General features: G+C 68.2%; 18 protein-coding genes, 1 tRNA gene and 1 pseudogene. 4 read left to right on the plus strand and 16 right to left on the minus strand.

Features of this window, described 5'->3' with window-relative positions:
- Positions 1-83: 83 nt before the first annotated feature.
- The 8 genes and pseudogenes from AC1RRV_RS15450 to AC1RRV_RS15485 form a co-directional block, all read right to left on the minus strand.
- Positions 84-1301 (minus strand): BaiN/RdsA family NAD(P)/FAD-dependent oxidoreductase, encoded by a 1218-nt coding sequence (locus AC1RRV_RS15450; protein ID WP_492860844.1) that lies wholly within the window; start codon positions 1299-1301, stop codon positions 84-86.
- Positions 1285-1680 (minus strand): type II toxin-antitoxin system VapC family toxin, encoded by a 396-nt coding sequence (locus AC1RRV_RS15455; RefSeq protein ID WP_492860549.1) that lies wholly within the window; start codon positions 1678-1680, stop codon positions 1285-1287. The genes AC1RRV_RS15450 and AC1RRV_RS15455 overlap by 17 nt, the downstream gene beginning before the upstream one ends.
- A complete protein-coding gene (locus tag AC1RRV_RS15460; protein WP_492860550.1) occupies positions 1680-1919 on the minus strand; it encodes a type II toxin-antitoxin system VapB family antitoxin in 240 nt (79 codons plus the stop codon). The genes AC1RRV_RS15455 and AC1RRV_RS15460 overlap by 1 nt, the downstream gene beginning before the upstream one ends.
- Before the next feature lie 119 nt (positions 1920-2038).
- Positions 2039-2725 (minus strand): 50S ribosomal protein L1, encoded by a 687-nt coding sequence (rplA, locus tag AC1RRV_RS15465; protein WP_492860551.1) that lies wholly within the window; start codon positions 2723-2725, stop codon positions 2039-2041.
- 4 nt (positions 2726-2729) lie between these two features.
- The gene (gene rplK, locus AC1RRV_RS15470) at positions 2730-3161 is read right to left on the minus strand and encodes a 50S ribosomal protein L11 (protein WP_354071952.1); all 432 of its coding nucleotides are present in this window, start codon (positions 3159-3161) and stop codon (positions 2730-2732) included.
- Between the two features lie 171 nt (positions 3162-3332).
- Entirely contained in the window at positions 3333-5222 is a 1890-nt protein-coding gene (locus tag AC1RRV_RS15475; RefSeq protein WP_492860552.1) for a polysaccharide biosynthesis protein, read from the minus strand.
- Between the two features lie 87 nt (positions 5223-5309).
- Positions 5310-6536, minus strand: coding sequence for a molybdopterin molybdotransferase MoeA (locus tag AC1RRV_RS15480; protein ID WP_492860553.1), 1227 nt, complete (start codon positions 6534-6536; stop codon positions 5310-5312).
- 120 nt (positions 6537-6656) lie between these two features.
- Positions 6657-7579: pseudogene (locus AC1RRV_RS15485) on the minus strand (ferredoxin--NADP reductase).
- Between the two features lie 385 nt (positions 7580-7964).
- Between AC1RRV_RS15485 and AC1RRV_RS15490 the strand changes: the two are divergent.
- The 4 genes from AC1RRV_RS15490 to nusG all read left to right on the plus strand — a co-directional run bounded on the left by AC1RRV_RS15490 (position 7965) and on the right by nusG (position 9891).
- Positions 7965-8384, plus strand: coding sequence for a hypothetical protein (locus AC1RRV_RS15490; protein WP_492860845.1), 420 nt, complete (start codon positions 7965-7967; stop codon positions 8382-8384).
- 444 nt (positions 8385-8828) lie between these two features.
- Positions 8829-8904, plus strand: a tRNA-Trp gene (locus AC1RRV_RS15495).
- 95 nt (positions 8905-8999) lie between these two features.
- On the plus strand, positions 9000-9323 hold the full coding sequence (secE, locus tag AC1RRV_RS15500) for a preprotein translocase subunit SecE (RefSeq protein WP_492860554.1): 324 nt from the start codon (positions 9000-9002) through the stop codon (positions 9321-9323).
- A 10-nt stretch (positions 9324-9333) separates the two neighbouring features.
- Positions 9334-9891 (plus strand): transcription termination/antitermination protein NusG, encoded by a 558-nt coding sequence (gene nusG, locus AC1RRV_RS15505; protein ID WP_492860555.1) that lies wholly within the window; start codon positions 9334-9336, stop codon positions 9889-9891.
- Between the two features lie 122 nt (positions 9892-10013).
- Here nusG and AC1RRV_RS15510 read toward each other — a convergent pair whose 3' ends face one another.
- The 8 genes from AC1RRV_RS15510 to AC1RRV_RS15545 all read right to left on the minus strand — a co-directional run bounded on the left by AC1RRV_RS15510 (position 10014) and on the right by AC1RRV_RS15545 (position 20214).
- A complete protein-coding gene (locus AC1RRV_RS15510; protein ID WP_492860556.1) occupies positions 10014-10877 on the minus strand; it encodes a sigma-70 family RNA polymerase sigma factor in 864 nt (287 codons plus the stop codon).
- Positions 10874-11773, minus strand: coding sequence for an alpha/beta fold hydrolase (locus AC1RRV_RS15515; protein ID WP_492860557.1), 900 nt, complete (start codon positions 11771-11773; stop codon positions 10874-10876). The genes AC1RRV_RS15510 and AC1RRV_RS15515 overlap by 4 nt, the downstream gene beginning before the upstream one ends.
- Before the next feature lie 64 nt (positions 11774-11837).
- On the minus strand, positions 11838-12152 hold the full coding sequence (locus tag AC1RRV_RS15520) for an EthD family reductase (protein ID WP_492860558.1): 315 nt from the start codon (positions 12150-12152) through the stop codon (positions 11838-11840).
- A gap of 198 nt (positions 12153-12350) precedes the next feature.
- Positions 12351-12923, minus strand: a complete 573-nt coding sequence (locus tag AC1RRV_RS15525) for a hypothetical protein (RefSeq protein ID WP_492860559.1) — start codon at positions 12921-12923, stop codon at positions 12351-12353.
- A gap of 46 nt (positions 12924-12969) precedes the next feature.
- On the minus strand, positions 12970-14376 hold the full coding sequence (locus AC1RRV_RS15530; RefSeq protein ID WP_492860560.1) for a glycoside hydrolase family 28 protein: 1407 nt from the start codon (positions 14374-14376) through the stop codon (positions 12970-12972).
- An 83-nt stretch (positions 14377-14459) separates the two neighbouring features.
- Positions 14460-17702: an error-prone DNA polymerase gene (locus AC1RRV_RS15535; protein WP_492860561.1), complete on the minus strand. Its 3243-nt coding sequence runs from the start codon at positions 17700-17702 to the stop codon at positions 14460-14462.
- Positions 17703-17831: 129 nt separating this feature from the next.
- A complete protein-coding gene (locus tag AC1RRV_RS15540) occupies positions 17832-19505 on the minus strand; it encodes a Y-family DNA polymerase (protein ID WP_492860562.1) in 1674 nt (557 codons plus the stop codon).
- On the minus strand, positions 19420-20214 hold the full coding sequence (locus AC1RRV_RS15545) for an ImuA family protein (RefSeq protein ID WP_492860563.1): 795 nt from the start codon (positions 20212-20214) through the stop codon (positions 19420-19422). Before AC1RRV_RS15545 ends, AC1RRV_RS15540 begins: the two co-directional genes overlap by 86 nt.
- Positions 20215-20312 lie beyond the last annotated feature (98 nt).

The following is a 20312-nucleotide window of genomic DNA, read 5'->3' on the forward strand; positions in this document are numbered from 1 at the left end:
GAGCTCCCCCCGGAGTGGAGCGGGAGAGTGCTCGCGGAACGATGTTCGGTCAAGTTCAGCCAGCAAGGCCTGCTCGGCCCGACCTAGCCCAGGCGCGCCAACGCCGCCCTACCCGCCGCCACGCCGGTCGCGAAACAGGCCTGCAGCAGGTAGCCGCCGGTCGGGGCTTCCCAATCCAGCATCTCGCCGGCCAGGATCACGTCAGGCCGGCCGCGCAGCGCCAGGCCGTCCAGGCTCTCGAACCGCACCCCGCCGGCCGCCGAGATCGCCCGCTCCAGCGGCTGGACGCCCGTCAGGACAATCGGCGCGGCCTTGATCGCCGCCGCCAGGGCCGCCGGTTCGGCTGGCAGCTCCAGGCCATGGGCCTCGCGCAGCAGGTTGACCTCGACCGGCGACAGCTTGACCGCCTTGCGCAGGAAGTTGGCCAGGCTCTGGCCGCCGCGCGGGGCGCGCAGGCGCCGCTCCAAGGTTTCGGCCGGGATGTCGGGGCGCAGGTCGATCGTCGGCGCCGCCTTGCCCTCGGCCTCGACCGCGTCGCGCAGGGCGGCCGACAGGGCGTAGACCACCCCACCTTCCAGGCCGTAGCCCGCGACCACGGCGTCGCCGCGCGCGGTCTTGCCGCCATGGCGCAGGGCGATGTTCTTCAAGGGCTCGCCGGCGAAGCGCTCGCGGAACACCGGGCTCCAGGCGACGTCGAAGCCGCAGTTGGCCGCGCGGAAGGGCGCGACGCTCGCCCCCGCCCCTTCCAGCGCCGGAACCCAGGCCGCGTCCGAGCCCAGCTTGGCCCAGCTGGCCCCGCCCAGGGCCAGGATCACCGCCCGGGCCCGCACGACCTCGCCATTGATCAGCAGGCCGCCGTCAGGGGTCCAGCCCGTCCACTCGGCGCGAGTGCGCAGCTGAACGCCCAGCTCCTCCAGCCGCGCCAGCCAGGCCCGCAGCAGCGGCGAGGCCTTCATCGCCTTGGGGAACACCCGGCCGCTGGCGCCGATGAAGGTCGGCTGACCCAGTTCCTCGGCCCAGGCCACCAGGTCCTTCGGCGCGAAAGCCTCCAGCATCGGCCGCAGGGTGTCCGACCGCGCGCCATAGCGACCCCCGAACCGCTCGAAGTCCTCGGAGTGAGTGAGATTGAGCCCGCCGCGCCCGGCCATCAGGAACTTGCGCCCGAAGGTCGGCATCTTCTCGAACACGGCGACCGACTTGCCGGCTTTCGCCACCGTCTCAGCCGCCATCAACCCGGCCGGCCCGCCACCGATCACGGCGACGTCGAAGATCTCTTCGGTCACGTCAGGCCGCCTCGATATCGGTCATGGCGAAGTCCTCGCCCTTGTAGAGCAACGGCACGCCGTGAACCTTGGCGCACGCATAGGCGAAGCAATCGCCCATGTTGAGCTTGGCCGGATGGGCGCCCTTGCCGAAGCGGGCGTGGGCTTCGAGGGCAAGCGTCTCTTCCGACAGACCGATCGAGACCGTGCGAGCGCGAACCTTGGTCATATAGGCTCGCGTCAGCTCCGCCGCCCTGCCCGGCTCGATATGAATAGTCTTGGCGACAGCTCGAACGGTTTCCCAGACAGCGATCGGCGAGACCAGCACGACACCAGCCTCAAGCACCCGCTCCTCAAGGATCAGGGCCTCAGGTTCATTGGCCAGAATGGCGACCCACGCCGAAGCATCGACAAACATCAGTCGCCGTTGATTTCGTCGAAGAACGCCTTGTCCGCGACCTCGCCGGTCCTGGGATAGCTGTTCAGCTCGTCACGGATCGCCTTGAGCGCGGCGCGCCTCTCGGCCAGGGCCGCCTCGTCGGCCGCCCGCGCCTTGGTCACAGCCAACTTGATGGCGTCGGTGATGCCGACACGCTTCTCCTCGGCATAGGAGCGCACCATCGCGTCGGTTTCGGGATCACGAACATGGAAGGGCATGGAACCTCCGTCTAGACAAAAGATAGCATCGTCTAGCCGCGCCGCAAACCGCCGCCCAAATGCAAAACGGGCGCTGGATCGCTCCAGCGCCCGTCCGCAACTTCAGTCTCGAAAGGCGATTAGCCGACCGAGGCGGTGTCGACCTTGAAGCCCGGACCCATGGTCGAGGACAGGCCGATACGCTTGATGTAGATGCCCTTGGCGCCCGACGGCTTCGAGCGGTTCAGAGCTTCGACCAGCGCCTTGACGTTGATCAGCAGAGCTTCGTCGGTGAACGAGGCCTTGCCGATGCCGGCGTGGACGATACCAGCCTTCTCGACGCGGAACTCGACGGCGCCGCCCTTGGCGTCCTTGACGGCTTGACCGACGTTCGGCGTCACGGTGCCGACCTTCGGGTTCGGCATCAGGCCGCGCGGGCCCAGCACCTTACCGAGGCGACCGACCAGAGCCATCATGTCCGGCGACGCGATGACGCGATCGAAGTCCATGAAGCCACCGGCGATCTTTTCGTACAGGTCTTCGGCGCCGACGTGCTCGGCGCCCGCCGCGGTCGCTTCGGCCGCCTTGGCGTCCTTGGCGAAGACGGCGACGCGGACGTCACGGCCGGTGCCCGAGGGCAGGTTCACGACGCCACGGACCTGTTGGTCGGCGTGACGCGGGTCGACGCCCAGGTTGACCGAGATTTCGATCGACTCGTCGAACTTGGCCTTGGCGTTGGCCTTGACCAGAGCGATGGCGTCGGCGAGGGCGTGGGTGGCGTCACGGTCGCCGGTCCAGGCCTGAATGCGCTTGGGTTGCTTAGCCATGTGATTAGGCCTCCACGATCTTCAGGCCCATGGCCTTGGCGGAGCCTTCGATGATCTTGGCCGCGGCCTCGATGTCGTTGGCGTTCAGGTCCTTCATCTTCTTTTCGGCGATCTCGCGCAGTTGCGTGCGCGTGACTTCACCGACGGTCTCGCGACCGGTCAGCTTCGCACCCGACTTCAGGCCGGTGGCCAGCTTCAGGTAGTGCGTCGCCGGAGGCGTCTTGGTGATGAAGGTGAACGACTTGTCTTGGTAGACAGTGATCACGGTCGGCAGGGGCGTGCCCTTTTCGACGTTCTCGGTGCGCGCGTTGAACTCCTTACAGAAGCCCATGATGTTGACGCCGCGTTGACCCAGAGCCGGGCCGATGGGGGGCGAAGGCGTGGCCGAGCCAGCCTTCACCTGGAGCTTGATGTAGCCCAGGATCTTCTTAGCCATAGTATCCTCTCGTGGGGGCCGGAGCCCCCGCTGGTGAGCCGTGGTGCGGGCTTGGCGGCCCTTCCACGGATTTGAACCCGCCATAACGGCGAGCACGCCCCAGGACGAGGTCCGGGAGCGAGGCGCGGCGTGTAGCAGTTGGGGACTAGGGAGTCAAAGGGCGGGGAGCCCCTACGACGCCCGGATCTTCACGACCTTCGACGGGCCGACCTGGCGGAGGTCCTCGACCAGTTCGAACAGCTGGGCGCGAACCTCGGCTTCGTCGCCGGCCTCGGCCAGGGCGTTGAGGGCGTCCAGCCGCGCGTCAGGGATCTTCGGCGCGGGGGCCAGGCGGACGGCTTCCATGATGCCGGGAGCCTTGGGCCGGGCGACCTCGTTGGCGTCGACCAGGGTCTCGGTCAGCTTCTCGCCGGGACGCAGGCCGGTGATCTGGATCTCGATATCGCGGCCGGGCGCCAGGCCCTGCAGCTCGATCATCCGCGTGGCCAGATCGATGATCTTGACCGGCTCGCCCATCTCCAGCGTCAGCACGCCGGCCTCGGGCTCCGAGGCGATCCGCGACAGGGCCACCGCGCGCAGAACCAGCTGCACGGCCTCGGGGATGGTCATGAAATAGCGTTCGACGTCGGCGTGGGTCAGGGTGAGCGGACCGCCGCGGGCGATCTGGCTCTGGAAGATCGGCACGACCGAGCCGGCCGAGCCCAGAACATTGCCGAAGCGCACGATGCTGACCTGCATGTCGCCGCCGCCGCCGTACTGGCGAGCCACGGCCTCGGCCACGCGCTTGGCCGCGCCCATCACGCTGGTCGGGGCCACGGCCTTGTCGGTGGAGATCAGGGCCAGGTGCGCCGCGCCGCAGGCCTTGGCGGCCAGGGCGACGTTGCGGGTGCCCAGCACATTGGTCCGCACGCCCTCGCACGGATGGTTCTCGACCAGGGTCACGTGCTTCAGCGCGGCGGCGTGGAAGACGATGTCCGGCTGCTGCTCGGCGAACACCCGCATGACCCGGGCGGTGTCGCGCACGTCGCACAGCACCTCCTGGCGCAGAAGGCCAGGCCAGGTCTGGGCGACCTCGCGGTCGATGTGGAACAGGTTGTATTCCGAGGTGTCGACCATGGTCAGGTGGGCGCAGCCGCTGGCGGCGATCTGGCGGCACAGCTCCGAGCCGATGCTGCCGCCGGCGCCGGTGACCAGCACGCGACGGCCCGACACCAGGGCGCGGACGGGCTCCGGGTCCAGGCGCACGGGCGGACGGCTCAGCAGCTCTTCCAGGCTGATTTCACGCAGCACCGGGGCCGAATCGGCCGCCGAGGCGCCCATCTCGACCACGCCGTGGCGGCGCAGCAGGCGAACGCCCTCGGTCTTCAGCCGGCCCAGGCGCTCGGCGCCGAAGGTGCTCATGGCGCTGTCGGTCAGGAACAGGATGGCCGACGGCGGCAGGCCGCTGTCGCGCAGGCGGGCCAGCACGCGGTCGAAGTCGGCGATGGCGCCCAGCACGCAGACGCCGCGCAGCTCGTCGCCGGTCTCGCGGTCCAGCGGCGAGACGACGCCGATCGGGGCGTAGCGCTCGCCCAGGCCGGCCGGGGCGCGCAGGAAGGCCTCGGCCTCGTTGGCCGAACCGATGATCAGCAGGCGCGGCAGGGCCGGGTGCATCGAGGCGGGGCCCAGGCGCAGGACCGAGTCGAGCAGCTGGCGCTCATGCAGGCTGCGGCGGACGACGCGCAGGGCCGACAGGAAGGTGCCCTGGATCAGGGCGGCGCCGGCGACGGTGCGCAGGCCGCCGTCGATGCCCGGATGCACGAACCGGGTGATGATCATGAAGGTCGCCGCCGTCAGCACCGCCGAGCGGAACAGGCGCAGATGGTCGCTGGCCGAAACGAACCGCCACGGCGCGCGCTCGACCCGGAACAGCAGTTCGACGATCAAGGCGCCCAGCGCGTAATAGCCCGCCTGCAGCAGGGTATCGGGCGTGAACGGCATGTCGATGACGAGGTAGCGGCCTACGAGCAGGGCCAGGAAAGCCAAGAGGACGTGCGTCGCGATCTTGCCTGCATGCCCCATGAAACGGACCTCTTGAGCCTTAAGTCCGGGGCGAACCCCGGGCGGAGTCGATCGGGCTTAGCACGTGAATTCGTCGCCGTCGCGGTTTCAACCGCGTCGAAGTGGCAGAACTTCGACGACGTCGTTCGCCGAGGCGGCCGGTGCGTCGGACAACCGACGCAGCAAGGCGTCGGCGCGCGAGAAGACCCCGACCAGCGACGAGTCCTGGTCCGGAAAGGCCGTGGCGACCATCCGCCCCTCGCCGTCAACGTCCAGAGCCGCGCGCATCCAGTGCTCGCGCGGCCCGGTGGCGGGCAAGGGCTGGGCGAGGCGCGCGGCGACCAGGCGGAGCTCGGCGTCGGCCCCGGTCAAGGCCGCCAACAGGGGCCGCAGGAACAGCTCGGCGCAGACCAGAGCCGAAGCAGGGTTGCCAGGCAGGCCGAGCACGCGGCGCCCATCCGATAGGCGCCCGGACCAGGTCGGCTTGCCGGGGCGCACGGCCACGGTCTCGACGGAAAGCGTGAGGCCCAGGGCCTTGAGGGCCGGCTTGACCAGGTCGTGGTCGCCGACCGAGGCGCCGCCGATGGTGACGACCAGGTCGGCTTCGACAGGGGCCACAGCGGCCGCGATGGCGGCCGCGTCATCGGCCTGGGCGGTCAGGCGGAAGGCCTCGCCGCCCCAACTGTCGATCAGGGCGACCAGGCTGAACGAGCCGCTCTCGAAGATCTGGTCCGGGCGCGGGCGGGCGCCCGGCGGGACCAGTTCGTCGCCGGTGGCCAGGATCGCCACCCGGGGCCGGCGCGCGACCGGGACTTGCGCCAGGCCCGCCGAGGCGACCAGCGACAGCCGCCAGGGATCGATGACGACGCCGGGGCTCAGCAGGACGTCGCCGGACCGGAAGTCGCCGCCGGCGGCGCGGATGTTGGACTTGGGATTGTCGCCGGCCTCGAAGCGGACGGTGTCGCCGTCGCGGACGGCGTCTTCCTGGATGACGACGAGGTCGGCCCCGGCGGGGATCGGGGCCCCGGTGAAGATGCGGACAGCCTGCCCGGCCTTCACGTCCGAGGCGTACGCCTTGCCCGCGGCACTCTCACCGGCGACGGCGAAGGCCTTGCCGGGCGCGTAGTCGGCCCGGCGGATCGCCCAGCCATCCATGGCCGAGGCGTCGAACGGCGGCTGATGACGCGAGGCGATGACCGGCTCGGCGAGCACGCGACCCAGGCTGTCGGCGAGCGGGACCTGCTCGACGCCCAGGCGGGTCGCGCCGTCCAGGATCCGAGCGCGGGCCTCCTCGACGGTGAGGTTCTTGAGCGGGCGCGGCGCGGAGGCGGTCATGGGGCGAAGCGTACTCGATCCAGCGCTCGCCGTCAGAGCATCAGCGCATCAAACACATCGTCATCCCGGAAGCCTCGCAGAGGCTATCCGGGATGACGACAATATTGGCGGGTAGGAGGATTATCCCACGAACGCGCGCTCGATCACGAAGTCGCCCGGATCGGCGTTGGAGCCTTCCTTCAAGCCGTGGGCCTCGAGCAGCGCCGCGGTGTCCTTGATCATGGCCATCGAGCCGCACAGCATGGCGCGGTCGTGCTCGGGGTCGAACTTCGTCTGCTCCAGGCCCAGGTCGCGGAAGATCTGGCCGGAGTTGATCAGGTCGGTGAAGCGGCCCTGGCGCTCGAACGGCTCGCGGGTCACGGTCGGATAATAGGTCAGCTGAGCCTTGGCCTCGTCGCCGACCAGCGGATCCTCCTGGATCTCGCTGGTGAACAGGTCGCGATAGGCCAGTTCCTGCACTTCGCGCACCCCGTGGGCGACGATCACGCGCTCGAAGCGGCTATAGGCGTCGGGGTCGCGGGCCACCGACAACCAGGGCGCCAGGCCCGTACCGGTGCCGAACAGGAAGAGGCGCTTGCCCGGGCGGACCGCGTCCAGCACCAGGGTGCCGGTCGGCTTCTTGCCCAGCAGGATCTCGTCGCCTTCCTTGATCTGCTGCAGGCGCGAGGTCAGCGGACCGTCGGGCACCTTGATCGAGAAGAACTCCAGCTCCTCGGCGAAGTGCGGCGAGGCCACTGAATAGGCGCGCAGGATCGGCTTCTTCTCGCCCAGCTCTTCACGCGGCGGCAGGCCGATCATCACGAACTCGCCCGAGCGGAAGCGCATCGAGGCCGGGCGGGTGATGGCGAAGCTGAACAGACGGTCCGTCCAGTGTTTGACCCACAGCACCTTCTCGACGTGGAACGGAGCGTCCTTCACGGGGGCGGCGCCAGTGGGCGCGGAAACGGTCGCGGTGGCCGTCATCTGAACTCTTTGAATCCTATACGCGCTCGGCGCGGGAGAGGCGGGCGCCGCCATGGCCCTAAGGGCGACGCCTGTCTCATTTGTGCATGGCCGTCTCCATGTCAACGCGGGTTGTCTAAAGCGGAGTTTGGAAAAACTGAGCCTTCGACACCGCATCGAGCCGGCGAACGATCCTCTGAAGATAAGCCGCAATATTGAGTCGCCCCTCAGGAGACTCACTGTGGTCCGTGAACAATCGTTCAGTCGATGAAACCGCTTATCTTGAACGGTATGAGATTGCGTCGCATCGCCGACAATTCTCCCGCTACGTGCGCAAGCTCCTCAATTAAGGACAATCTTTTTCCCAATCCGCCAAAACAGGCGAACCGGTTTTTCGAAAACGTCAAAAATGTGATTGCCGCTCTTCCAAACGAGGCGCAGACTTCCTTTTGCTTCGTTCGCGGAGCCAACGATACGGAGGAACGTATGCGGGTTTGGTTCGTAGGGGCCGCCGCGGCGGCCGGTCTGTTAGCGTTTGGTTTGGCTGGTTGCAGCGATGGCGGCGCGAAGACGAAAGTCGCGCAAGCCAATCAAGTTGTCGTCGAAGGAACACCTGTCACGGCGTCGGGCTGCGTGCGGCCCGTCGAAAAGACCGACTGCCTGGTCGTGAAGGGTCGCGGCGGCGGATATTACGACATCAGTTCGGCCAGTCCGGCGCCGGACCTGTCCAAGGGCGTGGCGGTGTCGCTACGCGGCACGGACAGCGGCAAGAACACCCAGTGTGGACGTGAGCTGACGAACATCAAGTTCAGCTACCTGGGCATTCAGTGCGGCGCGACTCTGCCGGCCAGCACGGCCACGGAGACGGAAAAGGCCGCCAAGGCCAAGACCGAGAAGGCCGGCTGATCCAGTCGACCGTCTAGGATCTCAACTCTCGCCGGAGCCCGGATCCGTCCGGGTCTTCGGCGAACGGGTGCTATCGGCCGCGCCGCTAGGCTCGGTGGCCGGCCTCGGCGGCTGACCATCCTGCTTGGCGGGACGCTGGTTCTCGTACTCGACCTCCCGATTCGAGGGACGTTCGGGCGCTGAGGGCGATCGGGGCTTTGCGGATATTCTCGGCATGGCCTGATAACGTCGTGCGGGCCGCTTCGATCCTCGCCCGAGCCCCGGTTCATCGGCGTGTGACACGCCAAACCCGGCAATCCTCCGCGCACCGCTTGCCCGGCGGGTGCGACCCTGCTAAATGGCGCGGCTCTGGCGACAAGACGTGGCGCGCCGAGGCTTCGAAGCCTCCCGGCGCGCTGTCTGTCTCCGGATGTCCGTCGGCCCCAAAAAGGCCAGTCGGTCCGCAGGAGTGTAGCTCAGCTGGTAGAGCGTCGGTCTCCAAAACCGAAAGTCGTGGGTTCGAGTCCCCCCACTCCTGCCACTATATGTTTCCGACGGGTCGTGTTTCGATCCGTCGTTCTGGCCGCCGGGCCGTTTCGGTCCGGGTCATTTTAGGAAGTCGTGAGCCTCTAGAGCATGGCCAGGAAACCGGGATCCAGCCCGTCCGCGATCAAGAACCGCGCCGCCAAGACGGCCGCGGCGATGGCGCCCGCCGGTGGCGGCGCAGCGACGGCCGGCGCGGCTCCCGCCGCCCCCAAGAAGCGCACGAGCCCGGTGCAGTTCTTCCGCGAAGTTCGCGCCGAAGCCCGCAAGATCACCTGGACCACCCGCAAAGAGACCTGGATCACTTCGGTGATGGTCTTCATTATGGTGGTTCTGGCGTCGTTGTTCTTCATGGCCGTCGATGGCGGCGTGGGCTTCGCCATCAATCAGCTCCTGAAGCTCGCCACCTCGGGATAAGACAGAAGCGATGAGCACCGAAACCGCCTCGAACCCGAACCACAAGTGGTACATCGTCCACGCCTACTCGAATTTCGAGAAGAAGGTGGCCGAGAGCATCCGCGAGCAGGCCAAGAACCAGGGCCTGGAGGAGAACTTCTCCGAGATCCTCGTCCCGACCGAAGAGGTCGTCGAGATCCGCCGCGGCCGGAAGGTCAACGCCGAGCGTAAGTTCTTCCCGGGCTACGTCCTGGTGAAGATGAACCTCTCGGACGAGGCCTACCACCTGATCAAGAACACCCCGAAGGTGACGGGCTTCCTCGGCAGCGGCTCCAAGCCGATGCCGGTCTCCGAAAAGGAAGTCCAACGCATCGTCGGCGCCATCGAAGAGGGCGTCGCCGCTCCGAAGTCCGTGGTGCTGTACGAAGTCGGCGAGAACGTCCGCGTCATCGACGGCCCGTTCGCCAGCTTCAACGGCGCGGTCGAGCAGGTCGACGAGGAAAAGTCCCGCCTGCGCGTCACCGTCTCGATCTTCGGCCGCGCGACCCCGGTCGAGCTGGAATACAGCCAGGTCGAAAAGATCTCCTGATTTACATTCATCCGTGAATGGCAAAGCCCCGCGTCGCAAGACGCGGGGCTTTTTGCTTTGGGGCGGCGCCTGGCCCTTCCCGCCCGGGAAGGCGCCATCCCTACATCTCACGGCGTGATCAGCTAGTCCGGCGGACCCAACCTCACCCAGTCCGCCGACTCGACGGCATAGGGAGCGAAAAGGAAATCGCGGATGGCCGAGATCTCCTCGTCGCGCCAATCGACCAGCACGAAATAAGCCGGCTTCGCCATCGCGCCGCTTTCGAAGACCAGCATCGCGGGACGGCCTTCGATCGCGCCGAACTCGAACCGCCATTTGATCTCTTCGGCATAGCGCGTGAAGTAGGGGAGGATTTTGTCGCGCCCCTCCCACCTGAGCCGGTTCACCAGTTCAAGCTTCACGTCGTCGGCGAGCATGGCGCGGATCGCATTGAAGTCGCCCCTGCGGAACAGCTCCACGAAGGCGGCCATCTTTCGCCGGGCCGCATCGGGCATGAGCGGCAGCCGGGTGTCCGCGGGCATCTGCGCGAGGCGCCGCAGCTCCGCGCGGCCGCGTTGAAGCGCCGATTTGGCGGCCGCCGGCGTACACTCGGCGATGCTCGCGACCTCGTCGATCGAGTGGCCGAGCACATCCTTGAGGATCACCGCGCAGCGCTGAAGTTCCGGCAGCTGTAGAAACGTCTGAAAGCTGACCGCGACGAGGTCAGCTTCGGGCGTCGGCTCGGCCTCGACGTCTTCGGTGAGCGGAACGACGGTGGTCCGGGACCTGCGGCGAAGGAGGTCGAGGCTCGTATTGTGGGCGATCCGAAACAGCCAGCCCTCAAGATTATCCACGCGCGCGCCCTCGGCTCGTGCGCTCAGCGCCTTGACGAGGGTGTCCTGCAGGACGTCCTCGCCATCGACCGTCGATCCCGTCATGCGCGCGCAATAGCGATGAAGGCGCGGCCTGAGCGCGGTCAGGCGATCTTCGAATGCCTCCGTGCTCATGGAACGAGACCTACCGTGCCCACGCGCTGATCCGTCAGGGATTGGGCGGCCAGGTCGAGGAGAATTTTCGACAAGGCGGCCGGCTGCGAGAGAAAGGGGGAGTGGCTGCTTTCCAGCGTGTGCGTGATCGTCGCGCCGCCGATCGCGCCATCGACCGCCGCGATCATGTGGTCCTGACCGGCCAGCGGGACCGCGCGATCCTGGGCGGTGCGGATGTAGTGGCGGGGCACCGTGCCAAATCCGCCAGGCGTGATTTGCGATGGGGCCAGGGCGCCGCCGTTCGGTTCGTCGCAGTGCAGCTGCGAGGCCGCCCGAGCGAAATCGACATCGGACACGTCGGCGTAAAACGACGCTTTGAGCAAAGACCTGTAAGCCTCGTCGGCGGGTCCGGGGTTGATCCTGGTCGCCCCGATCGCGGCGGGGTCCCCCACGAACAGTCCAGGAGACAGAGCCGAGGACATGGCTTCATGCGGCAGCATCGCGAGCAGCGACAACCCGTTCGGGACCATGAACCCGGCAATATAGACGACCGCCGCAAGCAGCTCGGGGACTTGCTCGGCGACCGCCGAGATCGTCATTCCACCGGCCGAGTGCCCGACCAGGATGACCTTGCGGTCACCGACCGACGCAGCGGCCTTCACCAACGCGACAACCGCTTGTGTCCGCTCGTCCTGCGTGACGCCGGCGACAGGCGACGGCTCGGCGGCGAACGCGGCGAGGTCGAACGGGCGAGCGCCAAGCGACTTCGGCGCGACTGTATTGGCCCCCGCGCCGGGAAGATCGAGCGTCAGCACCGTATGGCCTTCGGCTTCGAGTATCGGAGCGACCTTGTCCCAAGTCGATTGGTTGTGCCAACCGCCGTGGACGAGGACATAAGCTGCTTTGGGTGTCGACATCGTCGATCCTTTTTCGTTCGACCTACTCTATTTGCGGCCCGCCGGACGGCCGCCGCGGATCGGGTCAGACTTCCCGGGTGTCGAGAACGAAAATCCGCACACCCGTATCATCGGGGGCGAAGAGCTGACGATCCGCCGCGCAGGCCCGCCCCTCCGGGCTCGCGAACGCCTTATTCATCGCCTCGAGATCATCGAAGTACACCGTCCCGATCAGATACACATCGGCCGGCCCGGCCAGGACTGAAATAGGTCCGTGGCTGACCTCGTACTTCTTGAATCCCGGCATCTTCTTGGCGAGCGGTATGTGCGTCTCGAAATAGTGCTTTTCGAACGCTTCGACGTCAGCTGGCTTTTTGTAGATGGCGATTAGCCCAGCCATTGCGGCTCTCCTTCGGTTAGGGACACACCAAGGACGAACCGGCGACCGGAAACGGATCGCGGCTTTGGAAAAGTTTCCAGGAATGAATCCGAAGGACCGCATTCCCGCGGTATTCCAAGGCCGTCAGTGGACTATAGCCGACGCCTAAGAGTGGGGAATGTCCGCTTCCCGCTGCGGAAATGTCGTCCTCTTCCGCCCCTACCTGCGGACGACCTCAACCCTGCAGGCGCTGGAATCGTAGGCCACGACATAGGGCTGGTCGAAGCACTTCTGGAAGCGACGCAACACCGCGCTGTTCATGTTGTTGCGAAGGCCGCTCTTGGCGGCGAGTTCAGTCGACATCGCGTCGAGCATCACGCGATCGCGCATCAGAAAGGCCCAGGTTCCCCGCACATAGGTGTTCCAGTCGAAGCCGTCGGGCTCCTCGGATGGCGGGCGGATCGTCGTGGCCACGACGCGGGCCGCGGCGGCCTCGTCACCCGCGCTGGCGAGATACTGGCCCAGGTGCCAGCTCACCACGTTATGTTCCCGCGCGTTGAGGGCCGGCCCGTGCAGAAGATAGTGCTCGGAAGCCTTCGCCGCCTCGCGGTAGCATTTTCGATTGCCAAGCTGCCGCGCCGTCCACGGCGAACTGCCCTTCTGGTCGAACTCGTCGAAGGACAGGCCGGCATTGGCCGCCAACTGCTCGGCGGTGATCGCACAGCCTACGGCATTGGGTTGTGATGGAGCCTGTCCCGACAGCACGGCGACGACGAGCAAGGCGCTCAGCATTGAGTTCACATCCCTTGTTGGTCATTCCACAATAGCCCGCCGCCCCTCAGGACCGCGAGAAGCCTTCGACAAACGCATTGTCGATCGCCTTGCCGGTCACCGTCTCGACCTTCACGCGCCGGATCGATACGTCGCGCACCGGCAGCTCGGCCGCGCCCTTGATCTGGCAGACGAACTTGGCCTCGCCGACCCGGACATCGGACACGTGCAGTCCCTGGATCGGCGTCAAGCGCCGCTCGTAGGTCGGGACCAGGGTGCGCCACTGGTAGAGGACGTCGGTATCGACCGACAGGACCCCGCCGGCGACCTTGGCGGCCGAGACGTTGGACAGGTGGATGTTGCGCACGAAACCGCCGCGTCGCTCGTTGGTCTTCACGAACAGGATGTTGGCCACCGGCACGGCCCAGCCGTCGGCGCCCTTGCCGTCGCCTGTGAAGTGGCAGTTGTCGACGAAGACGTTCTCGATCCCGCCCGACAGCTCGCTGCCGATGGCCATCAGCTGGTGGCCGTTCTTCACCTTGCAATCGCGCATCACGACGTTGCGGGTCGGCGTGGCCAGCCTCCAGGCGTCGAACTCCCGCCCCGACTTGACCGAGACCGCGTCGTCGCCCTGGTCGAAGACGCAGTCCTCGATCAGCACGTTCTGGCTCATCTCCGGATCGACGCCGTCGTTGTTGTGGCCGTGGGCCATGACATCGACGCGGCGGATCACCACGTCGCGGCACAGATAGGGGTGGATGGTCCAGAACGGGCTGTGGCGGATGCGGACATCCTCGATCAGCACGTTGCGGCAGCGATTGAACTGGATGAAGTGCGGGCGAAGGTTGTTCTCGCCCGTCGCCATCTGGCGCTGCTCGACCGGCACGCCCTTAACGGCCATGCCGTAGAGGGCGACCAGGGCGTCCATGTGCGGCTTGGGGCGCTTGTACCACTCGCGCCAGACGTCGAGCCGGGCCTCCAGGGTCCCCTGGCCGGTGATCGCCACGTTCTCGCATGCGTAGGCGTAGATCAGCGGCGAATAGTTGTAGCACTCCAGCCCTTCCCAGCTGGTCGGGACGGCCGGCAGATAGTCCTTGGGGTCGGACGAGAACAGCAGCGTCGCGCCCCTGGCCAGGTGCAGGTTCACATGGCTCTTGAGGTGGATCTTGCCGGTCGGCCAGACGCCGGCGGGCACGACCACCACGCCCGAGCCGGCCTCATGCGCCGCCGCGATCGCCCGGGCGATGGCCTGGCTCGTCCTGGCCTGATCGCCCTGGTCCGCGCCGAAGTCGGTGATCGGGAACAAGCGACTGGCCCGAAAGTCCGGGACGGCGATGCTCGGCATGTCGAACGGCGCGGCGGCGCGGACCGTGCGCTGGGGCAGCCGCGCGGCGGCCAGGGCGCACGACCCGATGAGCGGCGCAACGGCCAGGCCGCCCAGCGCGCCTCGCCGTGAAATCGAACCCGGACCCATGCGCATCATCCCAATATGTGATTTATCGTACTGAAATACGGGATATCGCGCCAGACGTCCACGCTGCCAAACGTCGCCCGCGCCTAGTGGAAATCCCGGCTCCGCAGCAGCCGGCCGGACACCTTCTGTCTCACCCGCGGAGCCGGGGCGTCCGGTTCGTCCCTAAGCGTCGACAGGTGGGCCGAAAGGTCGGTGAAGGTCTCGGCGACGACATGGATCACGTTCTCGGCGCGCTGCACCCGGCCGTGGACGACCAGGAACGAGGCGGTCATCACCACATTGCGGTCGGCCTCGAACCGGTCCTTCCAGACCACGGCGTTAGCCACGCCCGTCTCGTCCTCCAAGGTCACGAACACCACGCCCTTGGCCGTGCCGGGCCGCTGGCGGATCAGCACGAGGCCCGCCACCGAGACCTTGCGGCCATCCTTGACGGTCAGCAGCTGCTCGGCCGTGATCACCCCCCGCCGGGCCAGCATCGGCCGGTAGAAGCCGACCGGATGGGCCTTCAGCGACAGGCTGGTGGTGCGGTAGTCCTCGGCCACCTCCTGGGTGTCGGCCATCTCCGGCAGGGCGACCTTGGCCTCGAACAGCGGCAGGCCCGCCAGCAGCGGGGCCTGGACGGGGGCCTTGTGCTCGCCTTTCAACCCCTTGACCGCCCATAGGGCTTCGCGGCGCGACAGACCCACCGAGGCGAAGGCGTCGGCCTCGGCCAGCAGTTCCAGCGCCTTCTGCGGCACGCCGGCCTGGGCGAACTCGGCGGGCAGGCGCGCGCCCTCGGCCCGGGCCTTCAAGAGCGGCGGGATGTCGATCTTTTCCTTCAGCCCCTTGATCTGGCGAAAGCCCAGGCGGACGGCCTTCCAGTGCGGGCGGTTGGCCTGGCAGGCGATCTTGTCGTCGCGAATCCGGGGCGAGCGGAAGCCCGTCGACGCGCCCTCCAGCGTGCAGTCCCAGTCGCTGGCCAGCACATCGGGGGCCAGCACCTCGACCCCGTGCTCGCGCGCGTCGCGGACCAACTGGGCCGGCTGGTAGAAGCCCATCGGCTGGGAGTTGATCAAGGCCGCGCAGAACACGTCCGGCCAGGCCCATTTGATCCAGGCCGAGACATAGACCAGCTTGGCGAAACTGGCCGCGTGGCTCTCCGGAAAGCCGTAGTGGCCAAAGCCCTCGATCTGCTTGAAGCAGCGCTCGGCGAAGTCGCGCTGGTAGCCGCGCCGGACCATGCCCTCGACGAACTTGTCCCGATATTCGGCGGGCGTGCCGAGGTTGCGGAAGGTGGCCATGGCCTTGCGCAGGCCGTCGGCCTCGTCGGGCGTGAACTTGGCCGCCTCGATGGCCAGGCTCATGGCCTGCTCCTGGAACAGCGGCACGCCGTACGTGTTGCCGAGGATCTCGAACAGCTCGTTCTCGGGCCCGTGTTCCGGGTCGGGTTTGGGCCAGTCGACCGGCTCGATCCCGTTCCGCCGCTTCAGGTACGGGTGCACCATGTCGCCTTGGATCGGGCCCGGGCGGACGATCGCCACCTCGATGACCAGGTCGTAGAACCGGCGCGGTTTCAGCCTGGGCAGCATCGACATCTGGGCCCGGCTCTCGACCTGGAACACGCCGACGCTGTCGGCCACGCAGAGCATGTCATAGACGCCGGGCAGCTCGACGGGCACGTCGGCCAGATCGGTGATCGTCTCGCCGTGGTCGGCGCGCAGCATGCCGAAGGCCCGCTGTATGGCGGTCAGCATGCCCAGGGCCAGGATGTCGACCTTCATCAGCTTCAGGCTGTCGATGTCGTCCTTGTCCCACTCGATGAAGGTGCGGTCGGGCATGGCCGCGTTGCCGATCGGCACGGTCTCGTCCAGTCGCCGCTTGGTCAGAACGAAGCCGCCGACGTGTTGCGACAGGTGGCGCGGGAAGCCCATCAGCTCGGTGGCCAGGGCCACGGCGCGGGCGATCTCCGGCGCCTGGGGGTCGAGGCCCGCATTGCGCAGGTGCTCCTCGGGCAGGCCGTCGCCCCAGCTGCCCCAGACCGTGCCGGCCAGCAGCGAGGTGACGTCCTCGGTCAGGCCCAGGGCCTTGCCGACGTCGCGGATGGCGCTGCGCGGGCGGTAGTGGATCACCGTCCCGCAGATGGCGGCGTATTCGCGGCCGTAGCGCTCATAGACGTACTGCATCACCTTCTCGCGGTGCTCGTGCTCGAAGTCGACGTCGATGTCGGGCGGCTCGCCGCGGTTCTCGGAGATGAAGCGGGTGAACAGCAGCCGGTGCTCGGTCGGGTCGATCGCCGTGACCCCCAGGCAGAAGCAGACCGAGGAATTGGCCGCCGAGCCGCGCCCCTGGCACAGTATGCCCATCTCCCGCGCCTTCCGGACGATGTCGTGCACGGTGATGAAGTAGTTGGGGTAGTCCATCTTGGCGATCAGCCGCAGCTCTTCATTCAGCTGCTTGGTCACCTTCTCGGGCACGCCCTTGGGATAGCGCCAGGCCGCGCCCGACCAGGTCAGGTCGGTCAGGTGCTGCATCGAGGTCTTGCCCGGCGGCACCGGCTCGTCGGGATATTCCTCCTTGAGATCACCGAGGTCGAAGCCGATCCGCTCGACGATCTCGACCGTGCGCTCGACCGCGCGCGGCCAGCGCTCGAACAGGCGCGCCATCTCGGCCGGAGACTTGATGTGGCGCTCGGCATTGGCCTCCAGCCGAAAGCCCGCCTCCTGGATGGAGCAGTGCTCGCGCACGCAGGTGATCACGTCCTGCAGCGGCCGCCGCTCGGGGCCGTTATAGAGAACGTCGTTGGTGGCGACCATCGGCGCCCCGGCCTCGCGGCCCAGCTGGTCGAGGCGCGCCAGACGCTTGAGGTCCTGGGCGGCGTAGGCGCGACTGGCCGCCAGCCACGCGCGGCCGCGCAGGTCCCCCGCCATCTGGGCTAGATCGCGCTCGAAGGCCTCGTCCAGCTTGGCGGGTGGCGCGATCAGGCCCAGCTGGCCGTCCGAATGGTCGAGGAAATCCTGCCAGCTCAAGTGGCACTCGCCCTTCCCGGCCCGCCGCTGGCCGACGGTCAGCAGGCGGGTCAGTCGGCCGAACGCTTCGCGGTCGGTCGGGTAGCAGAGCAGGCTGGGCGTCCCGTCCATGAAGTCCAGGCGACAGCCGCTGAGCACCCGGATGTCGCGGGTCTTCGCCGCCGTCCAGCCCCGGACGATCCCGGCCAGGCTGTTGCGGTCGGTGATCCCGATGGCCTTCAGGCCCAGCGCCTCGGCGGCGATGGCCAGCTCCTCCGCGTGCGAGGCCCCACGCAGGAACGAGAAGTTGGTGGTGGCCTGGAGCTCGGCATAGGCGGGCATAACTAGATCCTCCCCCTAGCGGGGGAGGTGTCGCCGCAGGCGACGGAGGGGGGAGAGGCCGGGCCAGAATAACTTCCCCCTCCGGTCGCTTCGCGACCACCTCCCCCGCTGGGGGGAGGATTTCCGGCCTCAACCAAACAGGCCATGGATCCACCACTTCGGCGCTTCCTCGCCGTCGAACAGTCCCTGCCGATAGATCCAGAACCGGCCGCCCGCCTCGTCCTCGACGCGGTAGTAGTCGCGGACCTTGCCCGGCCCCGTGTCGGTCTCGCCGACCCCGGCGCGCCACCATTCCTGGCCGATCCGTTCGGGGCCCTCGGCGCGGCGGACCCGGTGGGCGCGGCCACGCCAGTGGAACTGCATCGGCGGGTCGTCGGGCAGCTTGGCGACGGCGGTGATCGCTTCGGGCTTGCGGAACAGGCGCACCGGGCGCGGGCGATCGGGATCCCACTGAGCCACCGCCGTCGGATCTAGCGGCGCGGCGCGGATCACCGAGCGCTCGGGCACATGGCTCTGGTACGGGTCGGCCCGCCAGACACGGTTCTCGCCCAGGCGGTTGACCAGGCGGTCGATCAGCGGGGCCAGGGTCTCGTCGAGGCCGGCGTCGGTATCGGCGTCGAGGCGCTCCTGGGCGGCGGCCAGAACCTCGACGGCGGCGGCGTGGACGGTGACCACCTCGATGCCGAAACCGGGGTCGACCTTGTCCAGCTTGGGGACGATCAGCCTGGTCAGGCGCCGGGCGTCGCGGCCGATCCGGGCCAGGCCCGCCCGCACGGGATAGGCCTTGCCGTCCAAGCGGTGAAACACGACCTCGAACCGCTTGGCCCCGCGCCCCTCGGCCTCCAGCCGCCTGCAGATCAGGTCCAGGGCGTCGCCGGCCACGCGGGCCAGGTCCTCGGGCGCGCTGATCGGCTCGAAGAAGGCCAGGCGGTCGAACCAGGGCGACGCCGGCCGACGGAAGGTCAGGGCCTCGGCCGCCGCGCCCAGGGCCTGGTCGAGCCGTAGGGTCAGGGCCAGGCCGAAACGTTTGGCCAGCTGGGCGCGCGGCAGGGCGAAGAGCTGGCCGACCCGGTGCAGGCCCAGGCGCGGCAGCTGGGCCTCGGCGGCGTCCTCCAGGCGCAGGGCCGCGACCGGCAGGCGCTCGATCGCTTCGCGCTGGCCGCCCGGTGGGGCGATGGCGAGATCGTCCCCGTAGCGGGCCAAGGCCCAGGCCGCCCCGGCCGTGTCGGCGATCGCCGCCCGCGCCGGCACGCCCCAGCGGGCCAGCCGCGCCACCAGGTCGACCAGCATGGTCGCCTCCCCGCCCCACAGGTGGTCGGTCCCGGTGATGTCGAGCAGCAGGCCGTCGTCGCCGTCGATGGCCACGGCCGGCGAGAAGCGGACGCACCAGTCGGAGAGCGCCTCCAGCGCGGCGCGGTCGGCGGCGGGGTCGTGATCGGCGGTGACCAGATCCGGGACCAGGGCCAGGGCGTCCGCGGCCTTCTGGCCGGCGGACAGGCCGAGCGTGCGGGCCCGGTCGTCGACGGCGGCGAGGCGGCGGGTTCCGGCTTCGGAGATCAGAAGGGCGAACGGAGGTTCTGGCGTCTTCAATCCTCCCCCTAGCGGGGGAGGTGTCGCCGAAGGCGACGGAGGGGGAAGTGCTGTCGACCTCGCCCCTTCCCCCTCCGGCCCTTCAGGCCACCTCCCCCGCTGGGGGGAGGATTTGTCCGCGCCGACCTCAGCCGGCGAGGCGCAGGTCGGGTTCCGGCGCCGCCACGTCGTGATCGGCCAGTTGGGACACCAGACGGAAAGGATGCGGGCCATGGCCGGCCTCCGATTGTTCCAAGATCCAGCCGCCGGGACGTCCGCCCCGGCAGCGCTCGAGTTCGACCCGCCAGCGCGGCGGGCCCAGGCCGATGTCGTCCGGCGGCGGCGCGCTGGGGGCCGGCCCCACCCGCCAGCGGCTAAACGAGGCCGAGCCGGACACCGTCCGCACCTCCCCCGCCCGACCTCCATAGGGCCGTCGATGCAGCAGAACCCCGAGACCGCCGCGCTTCTCGCAGGCCAGCTGCAGGCGGCGGCCGGCGGTCAGGTCCGGGGCCTCGGCCTCGCCGACGGCGGCGGCGACGCCTTGGGTCGAGAGGGCGTCCTCCAGAACCGACAACACCTCGGCCTCGTCGCGAGCCCGGACCTGGATCAACCGCCCGGCCGGGAAGCCGAGACCCGCCAGACCCGGCGCGAACAGGTCGCTGCGCCGCGCCACCCAGACCACGACACCGGTCCTGACCAACGGTCGCAGCAGCAGCCCGACAAAGGCCGCCGGGGCCGCGCCGGTTTCGTCCTCCAGCCCCGCGCCCGTCACCTCGTGCCAACCGCCCAACGGCAGGCCGCCGCCCGGAAAGCAGGCGTCGATGGCCGGATCGCCGAACGGCAGGACCGGAGTCGGAGTCCGAGTCCCCGCTTCGATCGCGGCGATCCGGCCTCTCAGGGCCGCAAGACGCGCTTCGCGCGATCCGGCCATCTTCCACTCCATGTTCCACTTTTGTTCTGATCTTCTCCAGCCCCGGAGTCAAGGCTTGGAGAGTTGGGCGGGACCGGCCAAAGTGCCTCAAACGGCCGTATGAAGCCTTC

The organism is Caulobacter sp. GW821-FHT11E10 (assembly GCF_058808375.1).